This window comes from Paucibacter sp. KBW04, from assembly GCF_003852425.1.
GTDB lineage: Bacteria > Pseudomonadota > Gammaproteobacteria > Burkholderiales > Burkholderiaceae_C > Paucibacter_A.
Map to the genome: position 1 here is coordinate 243,718 of NZ_QAJN01000010.1, position 19,343 is coordinate 263,060.

General features: G+C 65.8%; 15 protein-coding genes. 6 read left to right on the plus strand and 9 right to left on the minus strand.

The features are described from left to right. Nucleotides 1–28: 28 nt before the first annotated feature. From DBR47_RS13100 to DBR47_RS13120, 5 genes are read left to right on the plus strand one after another with little or no spacing between them, the layout of a single operon-like run. Nucleotides 29–1,879, plus strand: coding sequence for a pseudouridine synthase (locus tag DBR47_RS13100; RefSeq protein WP_124450701.1), 1,851 nt, complete (start codon nt 29–31; stop codon nt 1,877–1,879). Between the two features lie 20 nt (nt 1,880–1,899). After that, nucleotides 1,900–2,826, plus strand: a complete 927-nt coding sequence (miaA, locus tag DBR47_RS13105; RefSeq protein ID WP_124451074.1) for a tRNA (adenosine(37)-N6)-dimethylallyltransferase MiaA — start codon at nt 1,900–1,902, stop codon at nt 2,824–2,826. Further along, on the plus strand, nt 2,823–3,500 hold the full coding sequence (locus DBR47_RS13110) for an ABC transporter ATP-binding protein (RefSeq protein WP_197047046.1): 678 nt from the start codon (nt 2,823–2,825) through the stop codon (nt 3,498–3,500). Before miaA ends, DBR47_RS13110 begins: the two co-directional genes overlap by 4 nt. Then, complete coding sequence (locus tag DBR47_RS13115; protein WP_124450703.1) at nt 3,497–6,058, plus strand: ABC transporter permease; 2,562 nt, start codon at nt 3,497–3,499, stop codon at nt 6,056–6,058. Before DBR47_RS13110 ends, DBR47_RS13115 begins: the two co-directional genes overlap by 4 nt. After that, entirely contained in the window at nt 6,055–7,176 is a 1,122-nt protein-coding gene (locus DBR47_RS13120) for a lipocalin-like domain-containing protein (RefSeq protein WP_124450705.1), read from the plus strand. Before DBR47_RS13115 ends, DBR47_RS13120 begins: the two co-directional genes overlap by 4 nt. Before the next feature lie 13 nt (nt 7,177–7,189). Here the strand turns inward: DBR47_RS13120 and DBR47_RS13125 are convergent, their stop codons facing one another. From DBR47_RS13125 to DBR47_RS13145, 5 genes are all read right to left on the minus strand, one after another. Then, a complete protein-coding gene (locus DBR47_RS13125) occupies nt 7,190–7,996 on the minus strand; it encodes a GGDEF domain-containing protein (protein ID WP_124450707.1) in 807 nt (268 codons plus the stop codon). Between the two features lie 141 nt (nt 7,997–8,137). After that, the gene (locus DBR47_RS13130; protein WP_305037016.1) at nt 8,138–9,712 is read right to left on the minus strand and encodes a DHA2 family efflux MFS transporter permease subunit; all 1,575 of its coding nucleotides are present in this window, start codon (nt 9,710–9,712) and stop codon (nt 8,138–8,140) included. Between the two features lie 8 nt (nt 9,713–9,720). Beyond that, nucleotides 9,721–10,998, minus strand: coding sequence for an efflux RND transporter periplasmic adaptor subunit (locus DBR47_RS13135; RefSeq protein WP_124450709.1), 1,278 nt, complete (start codon nt 10,996–10,998; stop codon nt 9,721–9,723). Nucleotides 10,999–11,047: 49 nt separating this feature from the next. Beyond that, nucleotides 11,048–12,526: an efflux transporter outer membrane subunit gene (locus DBR47_RS13140; protein ID WP_197047047.1), complete on the minus strand. Its 1,479-nt coding sequence runs from the start codon at nt 12,524–12,526 to the stop codon at nt 11,048–11,050. A gap of 61 nt (nt 12,527–12,587) precedes the next feature. Beyond that, nucleotides 12,588–13,172 carry a MarR family winged helix-turn-helix transcriptional regulator gene (locus DBR47_RS13145; protein WP_231512291.1) on the minus strand — a complete coding sequence of 195 codons (585 nt, stop codon included), beginning with the start codon at nt 13,170–13,172 and terminating at the stop codon, nt 12,588–12,590. A 172-nt stretch (nt 13,173–13,344) separates the two neighbouring features. On the opposite strand from DBR47_RS13145, the gene DBR47_RS13150 reads away from it, so the two are divergent. Then, a complete protein-coding gene (locus tag DBR47_RS13150) occupies nt 13,345–15,204 on the plus strand; it encodes an ABC transporter transmembrane domain-containing protein (RefSeq protein ID WP_124450715.1) in 1,860 nt (619 codons plus the stop codon). A gap of 24 nt (nt 15,205–15,228) precedes the next feature. Here DBR47_RS13150 and DBR47_RS13155 read toward each other — a convergent pair whose 3' ends face one another. The 4 genes from DBR47_RS13155 to DBR47_RS13170 form a co-directional block, all read right to left on the minus strand. Continuing rightward, on the minus strand, nt 15,229–15,687 hold the full coding sequence (locus tag DBR47_RS13155) for a hypothetical protein (protein WP_197047048.1): 459 nt from the start codon (nt 15,685–15,687) through the stop codon (nt 15,229–15,231). A gap of 135 nt (nt 15,688–15,822) precedes the next feature. Then, nucleotides 15,823–16,437, minus strand: coding sequence for a DUF4136 domain-containing protein (locus tag DBR47_RS13160; RefSeq protein ID WP_124450717.1), 615 nt, complete (start codon nt 16,435–16,437; stop codon nt 15,823–15,825). Between the two features lie 74 nt (nt 16,438–16,511). After that, a complete protein-coding gene (locus tag DBR47_RS13165) occupies nt 16,512–17,126 on the minus strand; it encodes a hypothetical protein (RefSeq protein ID WP_124450718.1) in 615 nt (204 codons plus the stop codon). Nucleotides 17,127–17,206: 80 nt separating this feature from the next. After that, the gene (locus tag DBR47_RS13170) at nt 17,207–18,949 is read right to left on the minus strand and encodes a YbaY family lipoprotein (RefSeq protein WP_197047049.1); all 1,743 of its coding nucleotides are present in this window, start codon (nt 18,947–18,949) and stop codon (nt 17,207–17,209) included. Nucleotides 18,950–19,343: the final 394 nt, after the last annotated feature.

The following is a 19,343-nucleotide window of genomic DNA, read 5'->3' on the forward strand; positions in this document are numbered from 1 at the left end:
GTTGGTGAATGGAATCCCCGGAGGCACGATGGCCACTTTAAAGTTGAATAAAAAGAAGAATGCAGGCCCGCCCGGTTCCAGCAATCGCAACGCCGAGGGTGAGCGCCGTGCGCCCATCCGCGGCAAAGGCGTGTCACGCCCGCGCCAAAGCTTGGAAGCTGCCAAGACGGAGCGCGAGCAACGCCAGGCCCAGTACGAGCAAAGCCGCCCGGCACGCGGCGGTTTTTCGGGCGAGCGCGGCCCCGATCGCGGCAATGAACGTGGGAATGATCGCGGCCGTGGCCCTGGCTTTGCCGGCGGCCCGCGTGGTGACTCACGTGATGCACGCAATGCTCGCCCTGACGCACGCGGCCCAGGCCAACGCCCGCCCTCGCGCGAAGGCTGGCGTCAAGACGGCCCGCGCCAGGATGGCCCGCGCTACGAAGGTCGATTCGAAGGTCGGCATGAGAGCCGCCCTGAGCATCGCCATCAAGAGCCCCGCTTTGAAGGGCGCAATGACAACCGTGGCGAAGGCCGCGGTGGCTATGAGCCCCGCCGCGATCAAGGCGGCTACCAAGGTCGGCCGCAAGAACATCAGCCCTCACGCGATCCTCGCTTTTCGCGTGACTCCCGCGATGGCCGCGACAACCGCGACTCCCGTGGCCCCGGCGGCTACGGCCCGCGCGGTGATGAGCGCCGCCCGGCTTACGGCCAACAAGGTCCGCGCCGCGCTCCCGATGATCGTGGCGGCCCGCGCCAGGATTCGCGCTATGACTCGCGCGAGCAGCGCCCGCCCTATCAGCAAGCTGATCGCGGCCAAGGCTCTTGGCAAGGCCAGGGTCAGCCGCGCCAGGACGCTTACCGCGACCAGCGCCAGGATCAACGCCGCTCCTCCGGCCCCCGCCCTTACCAAGGCCAGCCGGGCCTTGGCCCGCGTGATGCACGCGGCCCGGGCTACAACCGCGCAGCCGAACAAGCCGGCCAGAACCTGCCTGCCCATCTGCGTGAAGCCGCCGCCAAGCTGGCCCGCCAGCTCGGTGACGAGCACGACGATGATGACGAAGACGATGTGAAGCAGGGTTACGGCCACGGCTTTGGCAGCAATGCCAATGCCGAGGGTGTGCGCCTGTCCAAGCAGATGGGGGTGCTGGGCCTGGCCTCGCGTCGCGAAGCCGACGAGTGGATCGCGGCCGGCTGGGTGCGTGTGGACGGAAAGTTAGCCATTCTGGGCCAACGCGTCTCACCCGACGCCAAGATCGAGATCGACCCGCTGGCGCACAAGCAGCAAGCTCAGCGCGTCACCATCTTGCTCAACAAGCCCATAGGCTATGTTTCCGGCCAGGCCGAAGACGGCTATGAGCCCGCCTCGGTGCTGATCCGCAGCGAGAACCACTGGGCGGAAGACAGCTCCGGCATCAAGTACCACATCGGCCACACCCGCGGCCTGGCGCCTGCGGGCCGCCTGGACATCGACTCCACCGGCTTGCTGGTGCTGACGCAGGACGGTCGCGTCGCCAAGGTTTTGATCGGTGAAGAGTCGGCGGTCGAGAAGGAATATCTGGTGCGGGTCGAGTACCACGGCCGCGACGGCCAAGGCCCCGCGCCCGAGTTGAAAGACGGCCCGACCAGTGGCCAGCTGCCCGCCGCCGATCTGGCCTTGCTCAACCACGGCCTGGAGCTGGACGGTGTGCAACTCAAGCCTGCCAAGGTCGGTTGGCAAAACGACGACCAGCTGCGTTTTGTGCTGCGTGAAGGCCGCAAGCGCCAGATCCGCCGCATGTGCGAGCAGGTGGGGCTCAAGGTGGTGGGCCTGAAGCGTGTACGCATCGGCCGCATCAATCTGGGCAATCTGCCGGTCGGCCAGTGGCGCTTCCTGACGCCTTGGGAGCGTTTTGATTGAGCTCGGGAGAATTGACTCTGATCCCGGTTTTTAAGAGTCCGATCTGCCTGGCCGGTCCAACCGGCACGGGCAAGACCGCAGCGGCCCTGGCCCTGGCCGAGCTGCTGCCGGTGGAGATCATCAGCGTGGATTCGGCCCTGGTGTATCGGGGCATGGACATCGGCACGGCCAAGCCCACGGCGGCGGAATTGGCCGCCGTGCCGCATCATTTGATCGACATCATCGAGCCCACCGAGGCCTATTCGGCCGCCCAGTTCGTGGCCTCGGCCCGGCAGCTGGCGGACGAAATCCTGGCCCGAGGCCGCCTGCCCTTGCTGGTGGGCGGCACCATGCTTTACTTCAAGGCCTTGTTCGAGGGCTTGAGCGAGATGCCCCAGGCCGACGAGGCCTTGCGCCACAAGCTCGATGCCCAGGCGGCCGAGATAGGTTGGCCGGCCATGCATGCCGAGCTGGCAAGACTTGACCCCATCACGGCGGCCCGCCTGGCGCCCGGGGACTCGCAGCGAATCCAGCGGGCGCTGGAGGTCTGCCTCCTGAGCGGCAAGCCCATGAGCGAGCTGCACCAATGCCGCAGCGAGGGCGTGGACTGGCCCCTGCTCTCGCTGGAGCCGCAAGACCGCGCCTGGTTGCACAAGCGCCTGGATCAGCGTTTCGCGCAGATGTTGGAGGCCGGCCTGGTCGAAGAAGTCAAGCGCTTGCGCGCTCGCGGTGACTTGAGCCTGGACCTGCCCTCCATGCGCTGTGTGGGCTATCGCCAGGCCTGGGAAGCGCTGGACAGCGCCGATTTCAAGCCCCTGCAAGAACGCGGCGCCGCCGCCACCCGCCAGCTGGCCAAACGCCAGCTGACCTGGTTGCGCAGCATGCCGCAGCGCCAGGTGATTGACTGCGATCACCCTCAAGCGCAGCTGCATCTGCTGGCTGCCGTGCAGAGGTTGCTGCAAGCATGAGCGTGCTGCGCGCCCAGGGTCTGGCCAAGTCCTACGGTGAGACGCCGGTGTTTCAGGGCCTGAATCTGGACTTGCAGCGCGGTGAGTTGGTGGCCTTGTTGGGTGAGTCGGGCAGTGGCAAGTCCAGCCTGCTCAACTGCCTGGCTGGGCTGGATGAGCCCGATAGCGGCGAGATCATGATCGAGGGTCAGGTCTTGCATGGCTTGGGCGAAGCAGGTCTGGCCCGTATGCGCCGCGCCAAGCTGGGCTTTGTGTTTCAAGCATTTCATGTGCTGCCGCATTTGAGCGTGGCGCAGAACGTTGCCCTGCCCTTGCTGCTCTTGCAGCGGCCCGACCCGGCGCGCGTGCAAGCCATATTGGCGTCCGTGGGCTTGGACGGCTTGGGCCAGCGCATGCCGCGCCAACTCTCGGGCGGCCAGCTGCAGCGGGTGGCCATCGCCCGCGCCCTGGTGCACAAGCCGGCCCTGATCCTGGCGGACGAGCCCACCGGCAATCTCGACGCCCGCCATGCCCGCGAGGTGCTGGATTTGCTGCTGCATCAGGTGCGGGCCGAAGGGGCGGCCTGCGTGCTGGTGACTCATTCCGAGCTGGCCGCCGCCCGCGCCGATCGCGCCCTGCGCCTGGACGAGCAAGGCCTGAATCCGTGGCATCTACCGGCATCCTCCGCTCATTGAACTGGTTTGCCCAACTGTCCTGGCCGGCCTTGCGCCACCAGGCCGGGCGCCAGCTCTTGGCCTTGCTGGCGATTGTGCTGGGCGTGGCCTTGGGCCTAGCCGTCCACCTGCTCAATAGCACGGCCTTGGCCGAGTTCGGCAGTGCAGCGGCCAGCCTGCAGGGCAAGCCCGATCTGGTCTTGCGCGGCAATACCGGCGAGGGCGTGCCGGAGTCGCTCTACCTCAAGATCGCCGCCGATCCCGGCGTGGCCCTGGCCTCCCCCATCATCGAAGGCCAGGCCCTGGCGCAAGACGCGCAGGGCAAGCCCTTCAGCTTGCGTCTGATCGGCTGGGATGTGCTGCAAGGCGCGGCCCTCAATCCGGCCCTGTTGCCGCAGGCGGGAGGGGCCAGCTTGCTGGGCGGCTTGGACCCCGCGCAGATTTCCCTCAACCCGGCCGCACAGAAAAAGCTCGAAGCCCAGGCGCCCAGCCTGGGCTTGCGCGCCGCCAGCGTGGCCACGGGTCAGGCACAAAGCCAGGTGTTTCAGATCGGCCCCGGCAACGCGGCAGCGGGTGCGCCGCTGGCGGTGCTGGACATCGCGGCAGCCCAGGTTTTGCTGGGCAAGCTGGGCCGGCTGGACCGGGTGGACATTCGCTTGAGCGCCGGCCTCAGCCCCAGGCAATGGCTGGCCGGCCAAGCCCTGCCGCCGGGCTTCAGCGCCGCGCCGCCGCCGGATGAAGCGCAGCGCCTGAGCCAAATCACCCAGGCCTACCGGGTCAATCTGGGGGTGCTCTCGCTGATGGCCTTGTTCACCGGCAGTTTCCTGGTGTTCGCGGTGATGTCTTTGTCGGTTGCCCAGCGTCTGCCGCAATGGGCACTCTTGGGCGTGCTGGGCATGACGGCTGCCGAGCGCGCCCGCCTGGTGCTGATCGAGGCCGCGCTGCTGGGCAGCGTGGGCAGCTTGCTGGGCCTGGCCCTGGGCTGGGGCTTGGCCCAGCTGGCCCTGCAGGTGTTAGGCGCCAATCTGGGCCTGGGGCAGATGAGCGCCGGCCTGGCCCTGCATCAGCTGCCTTGGGGGGCGGCCCTGCTGTTTGGGGCCTTGGGCCTGGCGATCAGTCTGGCCAGCGCCGCCCTGCCCGCTCTGGCCGTGCGCCGCATGCCGGTGGCCCAGGTGCTCAAGGGCTTGGGTGCAGACAGCGCTGTGCCGCTGCCGAACTGGCTGGGCCCGCTCTTGCTCGTCCTGGGCTTGGGCCTGGCCTTGCTGCCGCCGCTACCGAATACCTGGCCGGGCGCCGAGCTGCCCTGGGCGGCCTATGCAGGCATGCTCTGCCTGCTGCTGGGCGGCATCGCCTGTGTGCCGGCCTTGCTGCGCGCCAGCCTGGGCCTGCTGCGCCATTGGCCGGGCGCCGATCGCCATGCCTTGATCTTGCTGGTGGAAGAGCGCGCCCGCGACCAGGCGGGCGAGGCCCGCCGGGCCCTGGCCGGGGTGCTGGTCAGCCTGGCCTTGTCGGTCGCGATGTTGGTGATGGTGGGCAGCTTTCGGGATTCCCTGAACCTCTGGCTCAGCCAGATGCTGCCGGCCGATCTCTATCTGCGCTCCAGCCTGCGGGTCAATAGCGGTGCTGCTGCCGAGGGCCTGTCCGCGCCGCTGCCACCAGCCTTTCTGGCGGCCGTGCAGAACAGCGGCCTGGCCCAGCGCATCGCGCCGCAGCGCAGCGATGAGGTCTTGATGCAAGGCCAGCGCTTTGCCCTGCTGGCGCGAGACATCGACGAAAACCAGTTACCGCTGGCGCAAGCCCTGGCGCCCAAGGCCGGGGGGCAAGACCTGACCCCCGTCTACCTCAGCGAAGCTCTGCGCGACACCTTGCAACTCCAGCCCGGCGACAGGACCGAGCTGCGCCTGCGCGCCGATCTGCCGCCCTTGCAGGTGCAGGTACGCGGCATCTGGCGCGACTATGCCCGCCAAAGCGGCGCGCTGCTGATGCCACTGGCGGCCTACCAGGCCTGGACGCAGGATGCACGCATCACCGAGTTGCAACTCTGGCTGGCGCCGGGCCAGGACAGCGAGGCCGCTATTCCCGCCCTGCGCGCCCTGGCCGCCCAGGGCGATGATGTGGAGATCGCTGCCAGCGCGGATTTGCGCGCCCTGTCCATGAAGATTTTTGACCGCAGCTTTGCCGTCACCGTCTGGCTGCAGGCCGTCACCCTGGCCATCGGCCTGTTCGGCATCGCCGCCAGCCAGTCGGCCCAGGTGCTGGCGCGCAAGCGCGAGTTCGGCCTGCTGCTGCATCTGGGCTTTACCCGCGCGGGCGTCTTGCGCCTGCTGACGCTGGAGTCCGCTTTGCTTTGCGCTGTGGGCTGCTTGGCGGGCCTTGCGCTTGGCCTGGGCTTGAGTGCGGTGCTGATCTGGGTGGTGAACCCGCAAAGCTTTCACTGGAGCATGGACATGTCGCTGCCCTGGCCCCGTTTGCTGGCCCTGCTCTTGGCCGTGTTTGCCGCCGGCGTCGTGGCGGCGCTCTTGGCCGGGCGCCGCGCCGCCAGTTTCGCCGCCGTGCAATCGGTCAAGGAGGACTGGTGATCGCCCGCCGCCATCTGCTGGCCCTGGCCGCCCTGGCGGCTGGGCCCGGCCTCGCTGCCCAAAGCCCGAGACTGCAGTTCCCGCGTGATTTCGGCGCCCATACACAGACTCGCCTGGAGTGGTGGTATCTGACCGGGGTCTTGTTCGCCGAGGATCAGGTGCCCGACCCGCAGGCTCAGCCCTTGTTTGGCTATCAGCTGACCTTCTTCCGCCTCAAAGGCCCGGCCGCTGCGGAGCACCCCAGCGCCTTGGCCGCCCGCCAGCTGATGATCGGCCATGTGGCCTTGAGCGATTTGCGCCAAGGCCGGCTGCTGCACGACCAACGTCTGTCCCGCGTTCTGCCCGGCCTGGCCCAGGCCAGCGAGGCCGATTGCAGCCTGCAGATGCGCGACTGGCGGCTGCGCCGTGAGCCAGGTGAGTCGGCGGCCTTGAGCCGCTACCAGGCTTTTTTCCAGAGCCAAGCCTTTGCCCTCGATCTGCAGTTGCAAAGCCAGCAGCCGCCGCTCTTGCAGGGTGATGAGGGCATTTCCAGAAAGGGGCCGGGTGCCGCTCAGTTCAGCCATTACTACAGCCAGGTGCAGCTGCTAACCCAGGCCAAGCTGCGCCTGGACGGGCGTGAGCAGCGCTTGCGAGGCCTGTCATGGCTGGATCAGGAATGGAGCGATCAGCTGCTGGGCCCTGCGGACCAGGCCCATGATCAAGCGGTAGGTTGGGACTGGGCCGGCCTCAATCTCTTTGACGGCAGTGCCCTGACGGTGTTTCGCCTGCGCCGGGCCGACGGCTCGGTGCTCTGGAGCGGCGGCAGCTGGCGTAGCCCACAGGGCCAGACGCGCAACTTCGCGCCGCATGAGTTGCAGATGGAGGCCCTGCGGCATTGGCGCAGCCCGAGCAGCGCCGCCAGCTACCCAGTTGAGTGGCGGCTGCGTACGCCGGTGGGCGAGTTCAGGCTGGATGCCCTGCTCGATGCGCAAGAGGTGGATGCCCGCCTGAGCACCGGCATGCGCTACTGGGAAGGCGCGGCCGCCCTGCGCGCGGAGGCCTCAATCAAGCAGGCGCCGGCCCTGGGCCTGGGCTATCTGGAGATGACGGGCTATGCCGGTCCTATGCGCTTGGGCTGAAGCGAGCCGAGCCTCAGAAATTGAAGTGCGTCGGCTTGCCCGGCGGTGAGTTTTCGGCCGCGCGCACGCAGTTGCGACCGGCCTTGCGGGCTTTATCCAGGGCCAATTCGGCCTGCACGATGAGTTGGTCCAGGCTCAGGCTGGCCGGGCTCAAGGCCGCCACACCCAGGCTGCAACTGACGGGGATGAAGTAGCCGTTCCAGGCGAAGTCCAGGCCTTCCACTCGCTCACGGATGCGGTCGGCCACATCCAGCGCGCCGAGCGGGTCGGTGTGGGGCAGAAAGAGGATGAACTCCTGGCCGCCGTAGCGAGCCAGCACGTCGGCCTGGCGCAGGGTCTCGGCAATCGCCTCGGCGATCTGGCGCAAAAGCATCTCGGCGCAAGATCGGCCAAAGGCCTGACCGACGCGGCGGAAATGATCCACATCGATCAGGACCAGGGCGCAGTCCATCTCATAGCGCCGGGCCAGCGAGCACTCGCGCTCCACCAGGCCCAGAAAATGTCGTTGATTGAAAACGCCGGTCGCTTCGTCTTGGGTGCCGTAGCGGTTCAGGCTGCGTTGCAAGCGCTGGGCATAGTCCAGGGCGCTGAGGCTGAGCTGGCCCAGGGCCAGGCTGAAGCTCAGGGCACAGACGGTGGCACAAGCGGCCGCCACCCAACGATTGCCCTGACCGAGCAGGGAAATCACAAACTGCGACAAGGCCAGCGAGATCAGCAAACTGAGCAGGCAGAACAGCAGCAGGGCCGGCTTGGCCCCCAATTTCTGCACCCATTCACTCGCTCGCAACAACCAGCGCGGCGGATCCAACTCTTGACGCATTCCGCAACAACCTCAACGACCACCGTGCGCTTATTGCACCATGGTCCAAGCCCTGTTGAGGCCCTACCCCCCCAAAGCGGGGACAGGGTTTGAGCCGAGTCGGAAGCAGGGGCCAAGCCGTTGGGCCGCCCCCTGCCAAGCTCAGTGAGCGCCGCCCGCGTCTATCGTGGTGCCGGCCAGCTTGGGCGGTCTTTGGGTCAGCCAGATGGCGCCGATCAGGAGCACAAAGATCAGGGCCGAGGCCAGAAAAATATCGTCCGCCGCGCGTGTGAAGGCCTGTTGATCGATCAAACGGTTGATCTGGGCCCAGGCCTGCTCATTGCTGAGACCGGCCGCACGCAGCCCCGCCAAGGTCTCGCCCGCGATCGGGTTGCCCAGGCTCAGGCCCTCCACCATATGCTGGTGATGCAGAGTGGCGCGGCTCTCCCACAAGGTGGTGGCGATGGAGGTGCCCATGGCCCCGGCGGTAATACGCACAAAGTTCGACAGGCCGGCGGCGGCCGGTAGACGGTCGGGCGTGATGCCGCTGAGGGTCAAGGTGGTGAGCGGGATGAAGAAAAAGGCCAGGGCCGCACCTTGCAGAATCGTCGGGATCATGATGGTCGCGAAGTCGGTCTGCGTGGTGAAGTTGGCCCGCATGCCCAACACCACGGTGAACATCACAAAGGCGAAGCTGGCCATCAGGCGAGGGTCAAAGCGGGCGACGTTTTTGCCCACCACGGGGGAGAGCAGAATCGCCAGCACGCCCACCGGCGCCAAGGCCATGCCGGCGTCGGTGGCGGTATAGCCCATGTACTGCTGCAACCACAGCGGCAGCAAGACCACATTGCCGAAGAAGAGGCCGTAGGCCACCGACAGCGTGGCCGCACCGAAGACGAAGTTGCGGCGCGCGAACAGGCGCAGATCCACCACCGGATGCTCGTCGGTCAGCTCCCAGGCAACGAAGAAGGCAAAGCCCACGGCCGCCGTCAAGGCCAGGATCTGGATCTCGCCGCTGGCGAACCAGTCCAGCTCCTTGCCCTTGTCCAGCATGATTTGCAGGGCACCCACCCAGATCACCAGCAGGGCCAGGCCCACGCCGTCTATGGGTAGCTTGCGTATCACCGTCTCGCGTTCACGGTAAATGCTCCAGGTCAGAGCGGCCGCGAACAAGCCCACCGGCACATTGATGTAGAAGATCCAGGGCCAGGACACGTTGTCGGTGATCCAACCGCCCAAGAGCGGCCCCACCACCGGCGCGACCAGGGTCGTCATGCCCCAAAGCGCCAGCGCCGTGCCGGCCTTGGCGCGCGAGTAGCTGGCCAAGAGCAGGGTTTGCGAGAGCGGAATCATGGGGCCGGCCACCAGGCCTTGCAGCACCCGGCAGGCCACCAGCATCTCCAGCGAATGGGCAAAGCCGCAGAGCCATGAGGCCAGCACAAATAGCAACACGCTGGTGGTGAACAGGCGCACCGCGCCAAAGCGCTGGGTCAGCCAACCGGTCAGCGGCACCGAGATGGCATTGGCCACGCCAAAGCTGGTGATGACCCAGGTGCCCTGTACCGGGCTCACGCCCAGATCACCCGAGATGGCCGGCAAGGACACATTGGCGATGGACGAGTCCAGCACATTCATGAAGGTGGCCAGGGACAGGGCCACCGTGCCCAGTACCAGTTGCCCGCCCTTCAAGGGCTCGGGCAGCTCGGGCGGGGCAAAGTTTTTGGAAGGGGCGCTCACGGCAAGGCTCAGGCGCGGGGCTGGGTGGCAGGCTTGCTTGCGGCCTTGCTCATTGCCTTGTTCACGGTCTTGGCAGGGCTGCCCAGATTGGCGCGGATGATCCGCGCCACATCGGCGTCAGCCGCGGCATTGGCCTGGTCGTAAACCGCGGTCTGGGCGGCCGGCTCCTTGCGTTGGGCCTCCACCAGACTCTTGCCGCTCTGGTCCTGCACATCGACCGTGACGTTCATGGACAGGCCCACACGCAAGGGATGTTCGGCCACCTGCTTGGCGTCCAGCGCAATCCGCACCGGCACACGCTGCACCACCTTGATCCAGTTGCCGGTGGCGTTCTGCGCTGGCAAGAGCGCGAAGGCCGCGCCGGTGCCTGCGGACAGGCCAACGATCTGGCCCTGGAACTCGACCTTGTTGCCGTAGACATCAGCGACCAGCTTGGCCTTTTGACCGATGCGCAGCTTGGCGACCTGGCCTTCCTTGAAATTGGCATCCACCCAGGCCTGCTGCAGACCGACCACGGCCATCAGCGGCGCACCGGCGGCCACACGCTGACCTAACTGCACACTACGGCGGGCCACCCAGCCGTCCACCGGCGCTGGCAACTCGGTGCGCTGCTGGGCCAGAAAGGCCTCGCGCACCCGGGCGGCGGCGCGTTGCACATTCGGATGTTCGGCCACACTGGTGCCATCGGTCAGGACCTGGTTGGAGGAGAGCTGTTCTTGCGCGGCTTGCAAGGCGGACTGCGCTGCCGTGACGGCGGCCTTGGCCGTGCTGACCTGGGCATTGGCGTGGTCAAACTCCTCGCGACCGACGGCGCCGCTGGCCAGCAAGGGCGCGCGGCGCTGCACATCGGCGTTCAGGCGGGCCAACTCGTTTTGGGCGCGCTGCACATCGGCCTCGCGGCTGCGGATCTGCGAGGCCAGGGTGGCGTTATTGGCGTACAGGGTGCGCACCTCACGCACGGTCTGGGCCAGCTGGCTCTCGGCCTGCTCCAGGGCCACGCGGGCATCGGCCGGGTCCAGGCTCACCAGGGGCTGGCCGGCCTTGACGAAGTCGGTGTTGTCCACATGGATGGCGCGCACCGTGCCGCCCACCAAGGGCGTGATCTGCACCACATTGGCATTGACGTAGGCGTTGTCGGTTTGCTCGACCCGGCTGCCCACCACCCATTGATAGACGCCGTAGGCGCCCAGGCCTAACAAGACAGCCAAGCTGATCACGGTCAGGGCTTTTTTGCGGGGGGAGTTGCCCTTGGCGGCGGTCGTGTCTTTGGTTTCAGAAGCGCTCATGGCCTGCTTTCGTCGAAGGTGTTCTTGAATTGATTTTTGTGAGACTGGTTCACTGGGCCGTGGCGGCGTCTTGCCAGCCGCCACCCAGGGCGCGGATCAGACCCACTTGCGCTTCCAGGGTCTGGCCGCGCAGCTCCAGGCTTTGGCGCTCCTGCTGCAAGACGCTGCCTTGGGCATTCAGCAAGGCCAGCTTGGAGCCCAGGCCGGCATTGAAGCGCTGGGCCACCAGGTCGCGGGAGGCGCGGGCATTGCCCAGCAAGGCTTCTTGTTCCTGCTGCTGTCGCTGCAAAGACTGCAAGCTGCTGAGCTGGCCGCTGGCTTCGCGCACCGCCTCCAGCACCGCCGCGTTATAGGCCGCGACCGAGGCATCCAACTCGGCCGCCGAGCCCTTGAACTGGGCGCGCAGGCGGCCCGTGTCGAAGAGCGGCAGGCGCAGCGAGGGGCCAAAACCGAATTGCAGGCTGCCGGCCTTGAGCAGCTGATCCAGGCCTATGGAACTGAAGCCGGCAAAGGCCGAGAGGTTCAGATTGGGATAGAACTGCGAGCGTGCCAAGGCCAGCTGCTGGGTGCTGGCCTCCACCCGCCAACGGGCGGCCACCACATCTGGGCGACGGCCCAGCAGATCCAGGCCCAGGGACTGGCCCTCGTTCGAGGCAGCTTGCAAGCTCAGCGGCTTGGGCAGCTCGGGCTTCAGCGTCCCAAGCTGCTCGGCGCTCTGGGCACTCAAACTGGCCAATTGCTGGCGCAGCAAGGCGGCTTGTTCATCCAGCACCCAGGCTTGGCGGCGCAGCTCGGGCAGCGGGGACTCGGCCGTGCGCTGCTCCAAGCTGGTGTCCAGGCCAGCTGCCACCCGCTGGCGCACCAGGGCCAGGCTTTGCTCTCGCTGGCTCAGCTGTTGAGCCAGCAAGTCTTTTTGCGCCAGCACCCGGGCCAGGGAGAGATAGCTGCGCGTCAGCTGGGCCGCGAGCATCAGCTGGGCGGCCTCGCTCTCGGCCTCGGCCGCACGGGCCTGACCCAGGGCGGCGTTCAGCTCGGCCTCATGGCGGCCAAAGAAGTCCCAGTCATAGCTGATGCCGGCCTGCACCGTGGCCATGGTGCGCAGGCTGCCGGCGATCGGTGGCGGATAAAGGCTGTGCTCGGGGTAGCGTTGGTAGGTGGCGTCCATTCCGGCACCGACCAGGGGCTTGTCGCTGGCGAGAGCGTTCTCCACCAGGGCACTGGCGCGCTCCACCCGGGCGCGCACCTGGGCCAGGCTGGGCGATTGCGCCAGGGCGCGGGCGAGCAAGGCGTCCAGCTGTGGGTCCTTGAAACGGGTCCACCAGGACTTGGCGGCATCGGCACCAAAGGGCTGGAGCTCGCCCTTCGCCTGCTTCAGCCCCAGCTGTTCGGGCGGCAAAAGGCTGGCCCCGGGCTTGAGCGTAGGCACTGGCGCGCAGGCCGAGAGCCCCAGCAGACCGAGCGTCAGCATCAGCAAGGGCAGCTTGAGAGAGAGAGGGGGCGAGGCGATGGGCATGGCTGGTTTCGTCATGGAGAGCGGGGGTTGTGCAGAGGGCGTGTCCGGCTTGGCCTGGGTGGCCGAACGCGCTGTTTCAGTCTTCGGAATCGGCGTCATCACACAGGGGAAAGCTGCGCCCGGCTCTGGCTGCGCCCGAGGCCTCCATCAAGGCCTCGCCGTTATCAATCATTCTTTGCAGCAGGCTGAGCAAGAGCCGCCATTCGGCATGGCTGAAGCCGCTCAGATGGGCGTTCAGGACATCGGACAAGACGGTTTGCAAGTCGGTGGTGAGGCGCAAGCCTTCGTCGCTCAAGGCGAGCAGCACCACACGGCGGTCTTGTTCCGAGCGCTCGCGCTGGATCAAGCCCTTGGCTTCCAGACGATCCAGCAGGCGGGTGAAGGCGCCAGCGTCCACATCAAGCTCACGCACCAGCTGGGCCGTGCTGCAGGCACCGCCATGGCGCAACATCATCAGCGGCACCCATTGCGCATGGGTCAGTCCGGCATCTTGCAAGCGCAGACCAACCTGCCGGGTGATCGAAGACTTGAGCTTGTGCATCATCCAGCCCACGCTCTCGGAGCGCTGGTAGCTCTCTGGGCGATAGAACTTGATCTCGCTTTTTGCGGCGGCAGGCTCGGTAGCTTCGGGCGGCTTTGGTCGGGACTTGGATGTGGGCACGACGGCATCTCTTGCGAAGTTTGTCGACCGGCCTTCGCACATTTGGGCGATAGGTCGTCGTTTTTCGGAACACGCAATTTATTTGCCTAGGCAATGATTGTCAAGGCAATAAATAATTGACCCGCCTGCGCGCCTTGCTTTTTGCGTACAAGACCACAGCTAGCCCAACCATATGCCTGCAAACATTCCGCCCACAGCCCAAGCGGCACCCCAGCCTTCTACCTCGCCCCAAGGTTCTGCAGCCCTGCGGCCTAGTGGCAAGGAGCCCGCCAAAGGCAGCCCTCGCTCGCTCAGCGGGCTCTGGCCTTTTTTGCAGCCCTACCGCCTGCGCATCGCCGCCGCCCTCTTCTTTCTGACCCTGGCGGCTTTGGCCACCCTGGCATTCCCGCAGGCTTTGCGCGGACTGGTGGATGAAGGCATGGCCAGCGGCCAGGCGGGTGATCGCCTGATGGCCATGCGCGAGCATTTCTTGGCGCTGTTTGCCGTGGGTGCGGCCTTAGGGCTTTTCTCGGCCCTGCGCTTTTATATGGTGACCTGGTTGGGCGAGCGGGTCACGGCCGATCTGCGCAACGCGGTCTATCGCCATGTGCTCAAGCAAAGCCCGGAGTTCTTTGAGACCACCCAGACCGGCGAGGTGCTCAGCCGCATCACCACCGATACCACCGTGGTGCAAACCGTGGTGGGCTCCAGCCTCAGCATGGGCTTGCGCAGCACGGTGATGGGCCTGGGCGCGATGCTGATGCTGATCGCCACCAACCCGCTGGTGATGACTCAGGTGCTGGGCATTTTGATCATCGTGGTTTCACCCGCGATTTACTTTGGACGGCGGGTACGCAAGCTCAGCCGCGCCAGCCAGGATAGAGTCGCCGACACCAGTGCCATCGCGGCCGAGGTGCTCAATGCCGTGCCGGTGGTGCAGAGCTATACGCAAGAAGATGGCGAGACTCGCCGCTTCGCCCAAGCCAGTGAGAACGCCTTTGACACGGCCCGCAAGCGCACCAAGATGCGAGCCGGCCTGGTGGCCTTCATCATCACCGCCACCTTTGGCGCCTTGCTCTGGGGCTTGTACCAGGGCACGCAGGCGGTGCTGGCGGGCCATATCACCGCCGGTCATCTGGGCCAGACCGTCGTCTACGTGATTCTCTTGGTCAGCAGCGTGACGGTCTTGGCCGAGGTTTACGGCGATGTCTTGCGCGCGGCCGGTGCGACCGAGCGCTTGATGGAATTGCTGTCCAGCCGCTCACCGGTGGCCGAACCCGCGCAGCCCCAGGCCCTGCCTCGCGTCGCGGGCGGCAGCGCCTTGAGCTTGCAAGGCCTGCAATTCAATTACCCCTCGCGCCCTTCGCAGGCGGCGCTGAGCGACTTCAATCTGGAGATCAGGGCCGGCGAGACCGTCGCCCTGGTGGGCCCCAGCGGCGCGGGCAAGAGCACGGTGTTCCAACTGCTGCTGCGCTTTTACGACGCGCAGGCTGGCAGCATCTTGCTGAACGGGGTGAACACGCGTGACTTGAGCCTGCATGATTTGCGCGGCAATATCGGACTGGTACCGCAGGACAGCGTGGTGTTCTCCAGCAGCGCGATGGAGAACATCCGCTATGGCCGGCCCGAGGCCACGGACGAAGAGGTGGTGGCTGCGGCCAAGGCCGCTTTTGCCGATGAATTCATCCGCGCCCTGCCCGAGGGCTACCAGACCTTTTTGGGCGAGCGCGGGGTGCGCCTCTCGGGTGGCCAGCGGCAGCGCATCAGCATCGCCCGCGCCATGTTGAAGAATCCGCCCCTGCTGCTGCTGGACGAGGCCACCAGCGCCTTGGATGCCGAGAGCGAACGCATGGTCCAAGCGGCCCTGGAAGCGGCCATGCAGGATCGCACCACCTTGGTCATCGCGCACCGCCTGGCCACGGTGCAACGCGCCGACCGCATCGTGGTGATGGAGCATGGCCGCATTGTCGAGATGGGCACGCATGCCGAGTTGAGCGCGCAGAACGGGCTTTACGCCCGGCTGGCGGCCTTGCAGTTCGATCTGAAAAGCTGAGCGCCTCAGCCCTTCAGAATTGGCTCAGTAACCCGGCAGAGGCGTGGGTGCCGAAGCCGGAGCGGAGGCCGGCGCTTCCGCTCCCGGCCCGGTCTGCACCACGACGCCCGGGGTCAGCGAGACCTCGCTGGTCTGGGTGACCTTGGTGACGTAGTAGCGCGTTTCGCCAAAGCAGGAGGTGGGCAGGCCGACCTTTTGCTCGTAGTGCAGGCTGACCCGCTTGCCCATCAACTGGGTCAGCTCTTCGGCCACAGTCTCATCGGCCACGGTGAAGTTGAACTTCTCCACCGTCGAGGTGCCGGGCAAGGACACCAGGGCCACCTCGCCCTCCCAGGTCTTGCAGATCCAGCCCTTGCGCGAGAGCTTCTGGATCCAACCGGCGCGCTCGCCGGTGGAATAGCTCCAGTTCAGCGCGGCGGCAAAATAAGCCCAGATCAGCAGAACCAGGATCAGCAAGGCCAGGAAAATTCGTTTGAAGGTCATGTTTGCTTGTGGACGGGGTCAAGAACTGTGCGCATTGGACCAGGATTTGCTCGCAAAGCCCGCAAGTCATCGGCAAGTCCCGCAAAAAAGCGGCCCACCGGCATGACCGGAGGGCCGCTCAGGCGCAAGCAATGCTTACTTGGCTGGTGCAGCGGCAGGCGCCGGTGCAGGCAGGGGGAACTTGGCAAAGGCGGCAGCGATGGCGGCATCGATGCCGGGCTTGACCTGCTCGACGTCCTTGGCCGTGACCGAATCAGACACCACCGCTTCCCACACCATCTGCTTGCGTGCGGCATCGATCACATCGATGTTCAGCGTGCCTTCCTTGTACTGGGTGACGGTGGTCTCGTCGCGGTACAGAGGCCAGGTGCTGTACATGCCCGCGCGATAGCCGTAATAACCGATGCCCATGGTGGGCACAGGCGTGGTGGTGACGCGGGTCTTGTCGTTCAGCGTGGCGTTGAAATTAACCAACAAATCGGGTTTGGCCGCATCCAGCTTGAAGCCGCGGGCTTCCAACTCGCGTTGGGTGGCCGCCTTCAGATGCTGGGACACGATGCTTTGATAACCCGAACGGTCGGTGCCCAAGGGGCTGACGAAGGCAAAGCTCTTGTAGCTGCTGAAGTTGGCGCTCTTGTCATAGTCGGCCCGCACATCGGGACCGGTCGCGCAGGCCGCCAAGCCGGCCACCAGGCCCAGGGCCAGGCTCAGGCGCAACAAGGACTGGGTCGACAACAAACGATGACTCATGGTTCTCTCTCCTATTTGATGTAAACGAGGCAGGCCCGGCGCCGGCAGCGCCCGGCCTCTTGCCCGCTGCCGAATTACTTGCGCTTGCGATGCTCGACGCTGACGGCCGCTGCCTCCACAAACACGGCGCGCACTTCCTGGCCGACCTTGATCTTGGCCAGATCCACATTGTCGGGCGCGGAGACGATGAAGCTGCGCTTGACGCCGCGCAGCTTGACGGTACGGGCCTTGAGGTCGATTGCCTCGACCACGGCCAGGGCCTGGATCTTGCGGCCCGAGCTGGCCGAGGGCAGTCCGCCCACGGTGCCGGTGCTGTTGGTGACCGACTCGACCTTCTCACGAATGCCGGTTTCCTTGGCCACCGGTTCCAGTTCCATGGCCACGGCCGCCGCATAGCGGATGGCCAGGTCGTCACCCACCCGCACCTGGTCGAAGTTGCTGATGCTGGCGGGCACATCCACCGTCACCAGCTGACCCTTGGAGTTGCGCAAGACGGCCACACGATTGGCCTGGTCCAGTTCCACCACCTTGGCATGCAGCACGACCTCGGCCGCCTTCATGCGCGCATTCGGAGCGCTGGCGGTGGCCACGGCGGTGGCGGGCGGCTGTTGAGCCATCGCCAAAACAGGCGCCAACACCAGGCCGGTGGCCAGCACCATGGACTTGACCGAACCCGAAATCTTTGTCATCGCAAACTCCCTTTTGTGAATCAATGGATCAAACAAGGCAACACCATAAACCAGCTGAGCAACAGCTGGATGAAATCGACTCAGCGCAGATAGACCGACTCGAAGCGAGCCAGCACCCGATTGCCGGCGAGCAAGCTCAGCTGCTCACCCTCAATGCTGAAACCCGTGGTCTCGGCCAGCAGGGCATGGACTTTTTGCTCCATGGCCATGGCCTCGGGGCTGCAAGCCATCATGGTGCCGGCCATGCGGGAAAAGCTCAGTCCGGCAGCACCCGTCTGCTTGAAGCTGCCCATCATGCGATTGCAGCCGGAGCTACCGCTGACGCGGTGGTTCTCCTTGTGCAAGGTAATCTGCACCTCGCGGACCTGATCGGCAGGGCTGGCGGGCTTCTTGCCGTTCAGCTCGACCAGCTTCCAGTAAGTCCCGGTCAGGCTGGCCTTGCTGGCGCCTGCGGCCGCCTTGCCTTTTTCGCTCGCAGCGCCCTGAGCGGCGGCTTGGGCCGGCTGGCTCGTGAGATTGGCGCAACGGGCGCCGCTGGCTTCGGCGGCGAGGAATTTATCGACCTGCAGATGCTCGCCTTGCTTGTTGTCCATGCCGGCGGTGTTCAGCAAACGCCCTTCGAGCTTGACCAGCACCGGTGCACCCGGCGCCTTTGCAAACTGGCCATAGCTGCGCTGCAGATTGGCAAAGTCACCGGCCATGGTGACGGGCCAGGACAGGCCGCTCACACAGTCGGTAAAGCGAGCTGCGTCGGCCATATAAACAAACTCGCCCTGCCACTTCAGCGGCTCGCTGATCTCGTCCACCTTGGCCGTGCGACGAAGCTCGTAATTGAGCTTGGAAACAATGGGCTTGCCCTGCTGGTCCAGCAGACGCAGCGTCGGCTCGGCGGCCGGCCCGTCTTTGACCAGGGTCTTTGCCTTGGCCGTTTTGCTGGCCGGGCTCAGTGCCCACATCTGACGGCCCGAAGCACTTTGCAACACCAGCTTTTGCCCACCCGCCTCGGCCATCCAACGACCCTGCTCGGACAGCGGCGCGCCACTCTTGCCGAGGTAGACGCTGCGCAAGCGGTACAGCCCGTCGGGCCTCAGGGTAAGGGTCTGGGCCACACCCGCACAGTCGGCGCAAGGCAGCACACCCGCGAAGCTCGCCGGCAAGGCGAAAGGCGGCAGCGTCGGGGCCAGGGTGGCAGCAGCGCCGCCGCTCACGCCAGTTCCAACTCCGGCGCCTGCCCCCTTGCCGGCGCTCTCCGGCTTGGCTGCCGTCGGTGCCGAACCCACGGCTTGCAGCAGCAGATCCACCTGATTGCCCTGGCCCTGGGTCAGCACACCGTTGTGCTCGGTGCTGATGAAGGCCAGGCGATCGCCAATCATGATGCGGGCACTGACGGCGTAGCGATGACGCTCGTCGATGGCGCTCTTGGGCACTTTCAGATTGAAACGCAAGGGCACTTGGCGGCCACCGAACTCCTCGCGGCTCTCTGCCAAGACCTTGGCCGGAGCGTCCATCAAGGACACATCGGCCACCTGCACCTGCAGCACCGCATTGGGCGGCATGGCCATGCGTTGGCGGTAGGCCACCGTGCCTTGCACCGTGAGCATCTCATCAGACATGGGCTTCATCGTGACCGCCTCCGCGGGCTTGGCAGCGCCCTGCGCCGTGGGTGAGGCCTGAGCATGGCTTTGGCTGGCAAAGCCAAAAGTCAGCGCCCCCAGCAGCCCCAGACTCAAGAGCGACAACAAAGGCCCTTGCTGCTTGCGCGCAAAACGGCTGAGGCTCGCGGCTTGGCTGAGGGCGGGTGAAGATTTTTGGAATTGAGTCATATCGCTACTCCTTTTTGCAAGGGACTCTTGAGTTATAGCCCAAGTTCGCGGCCTGTCAGAGGCAAGCATTGGCACGAGGCTGTGCCCCCCCTAGCTTGCATGCCCTGAGAGCGCAGGCTTGTGTCGGTGAATGCGGCGCGCAGGATTACGCTCGCTTACAAAACAGCGCCGCACAGGGTGCGGCCCGACAAAGATGAAGCCCGGCAGGCTGCTCAATTCAAGCAGGCGAGCGAACCGGCCTCGGCTTTTTTAGGGGGTCAGGTCTTGCCCCCAAGGGTTTGCAGCAGGCAATTAGCCCTAAAAAAGCAGATGGTGTCGCTATAGTTGTTTTCAAGTCCTGGCCTGTTTTCAAGAAGTGCTCCCATGCAGATCCCATGATGCAACAGGCCTTGCG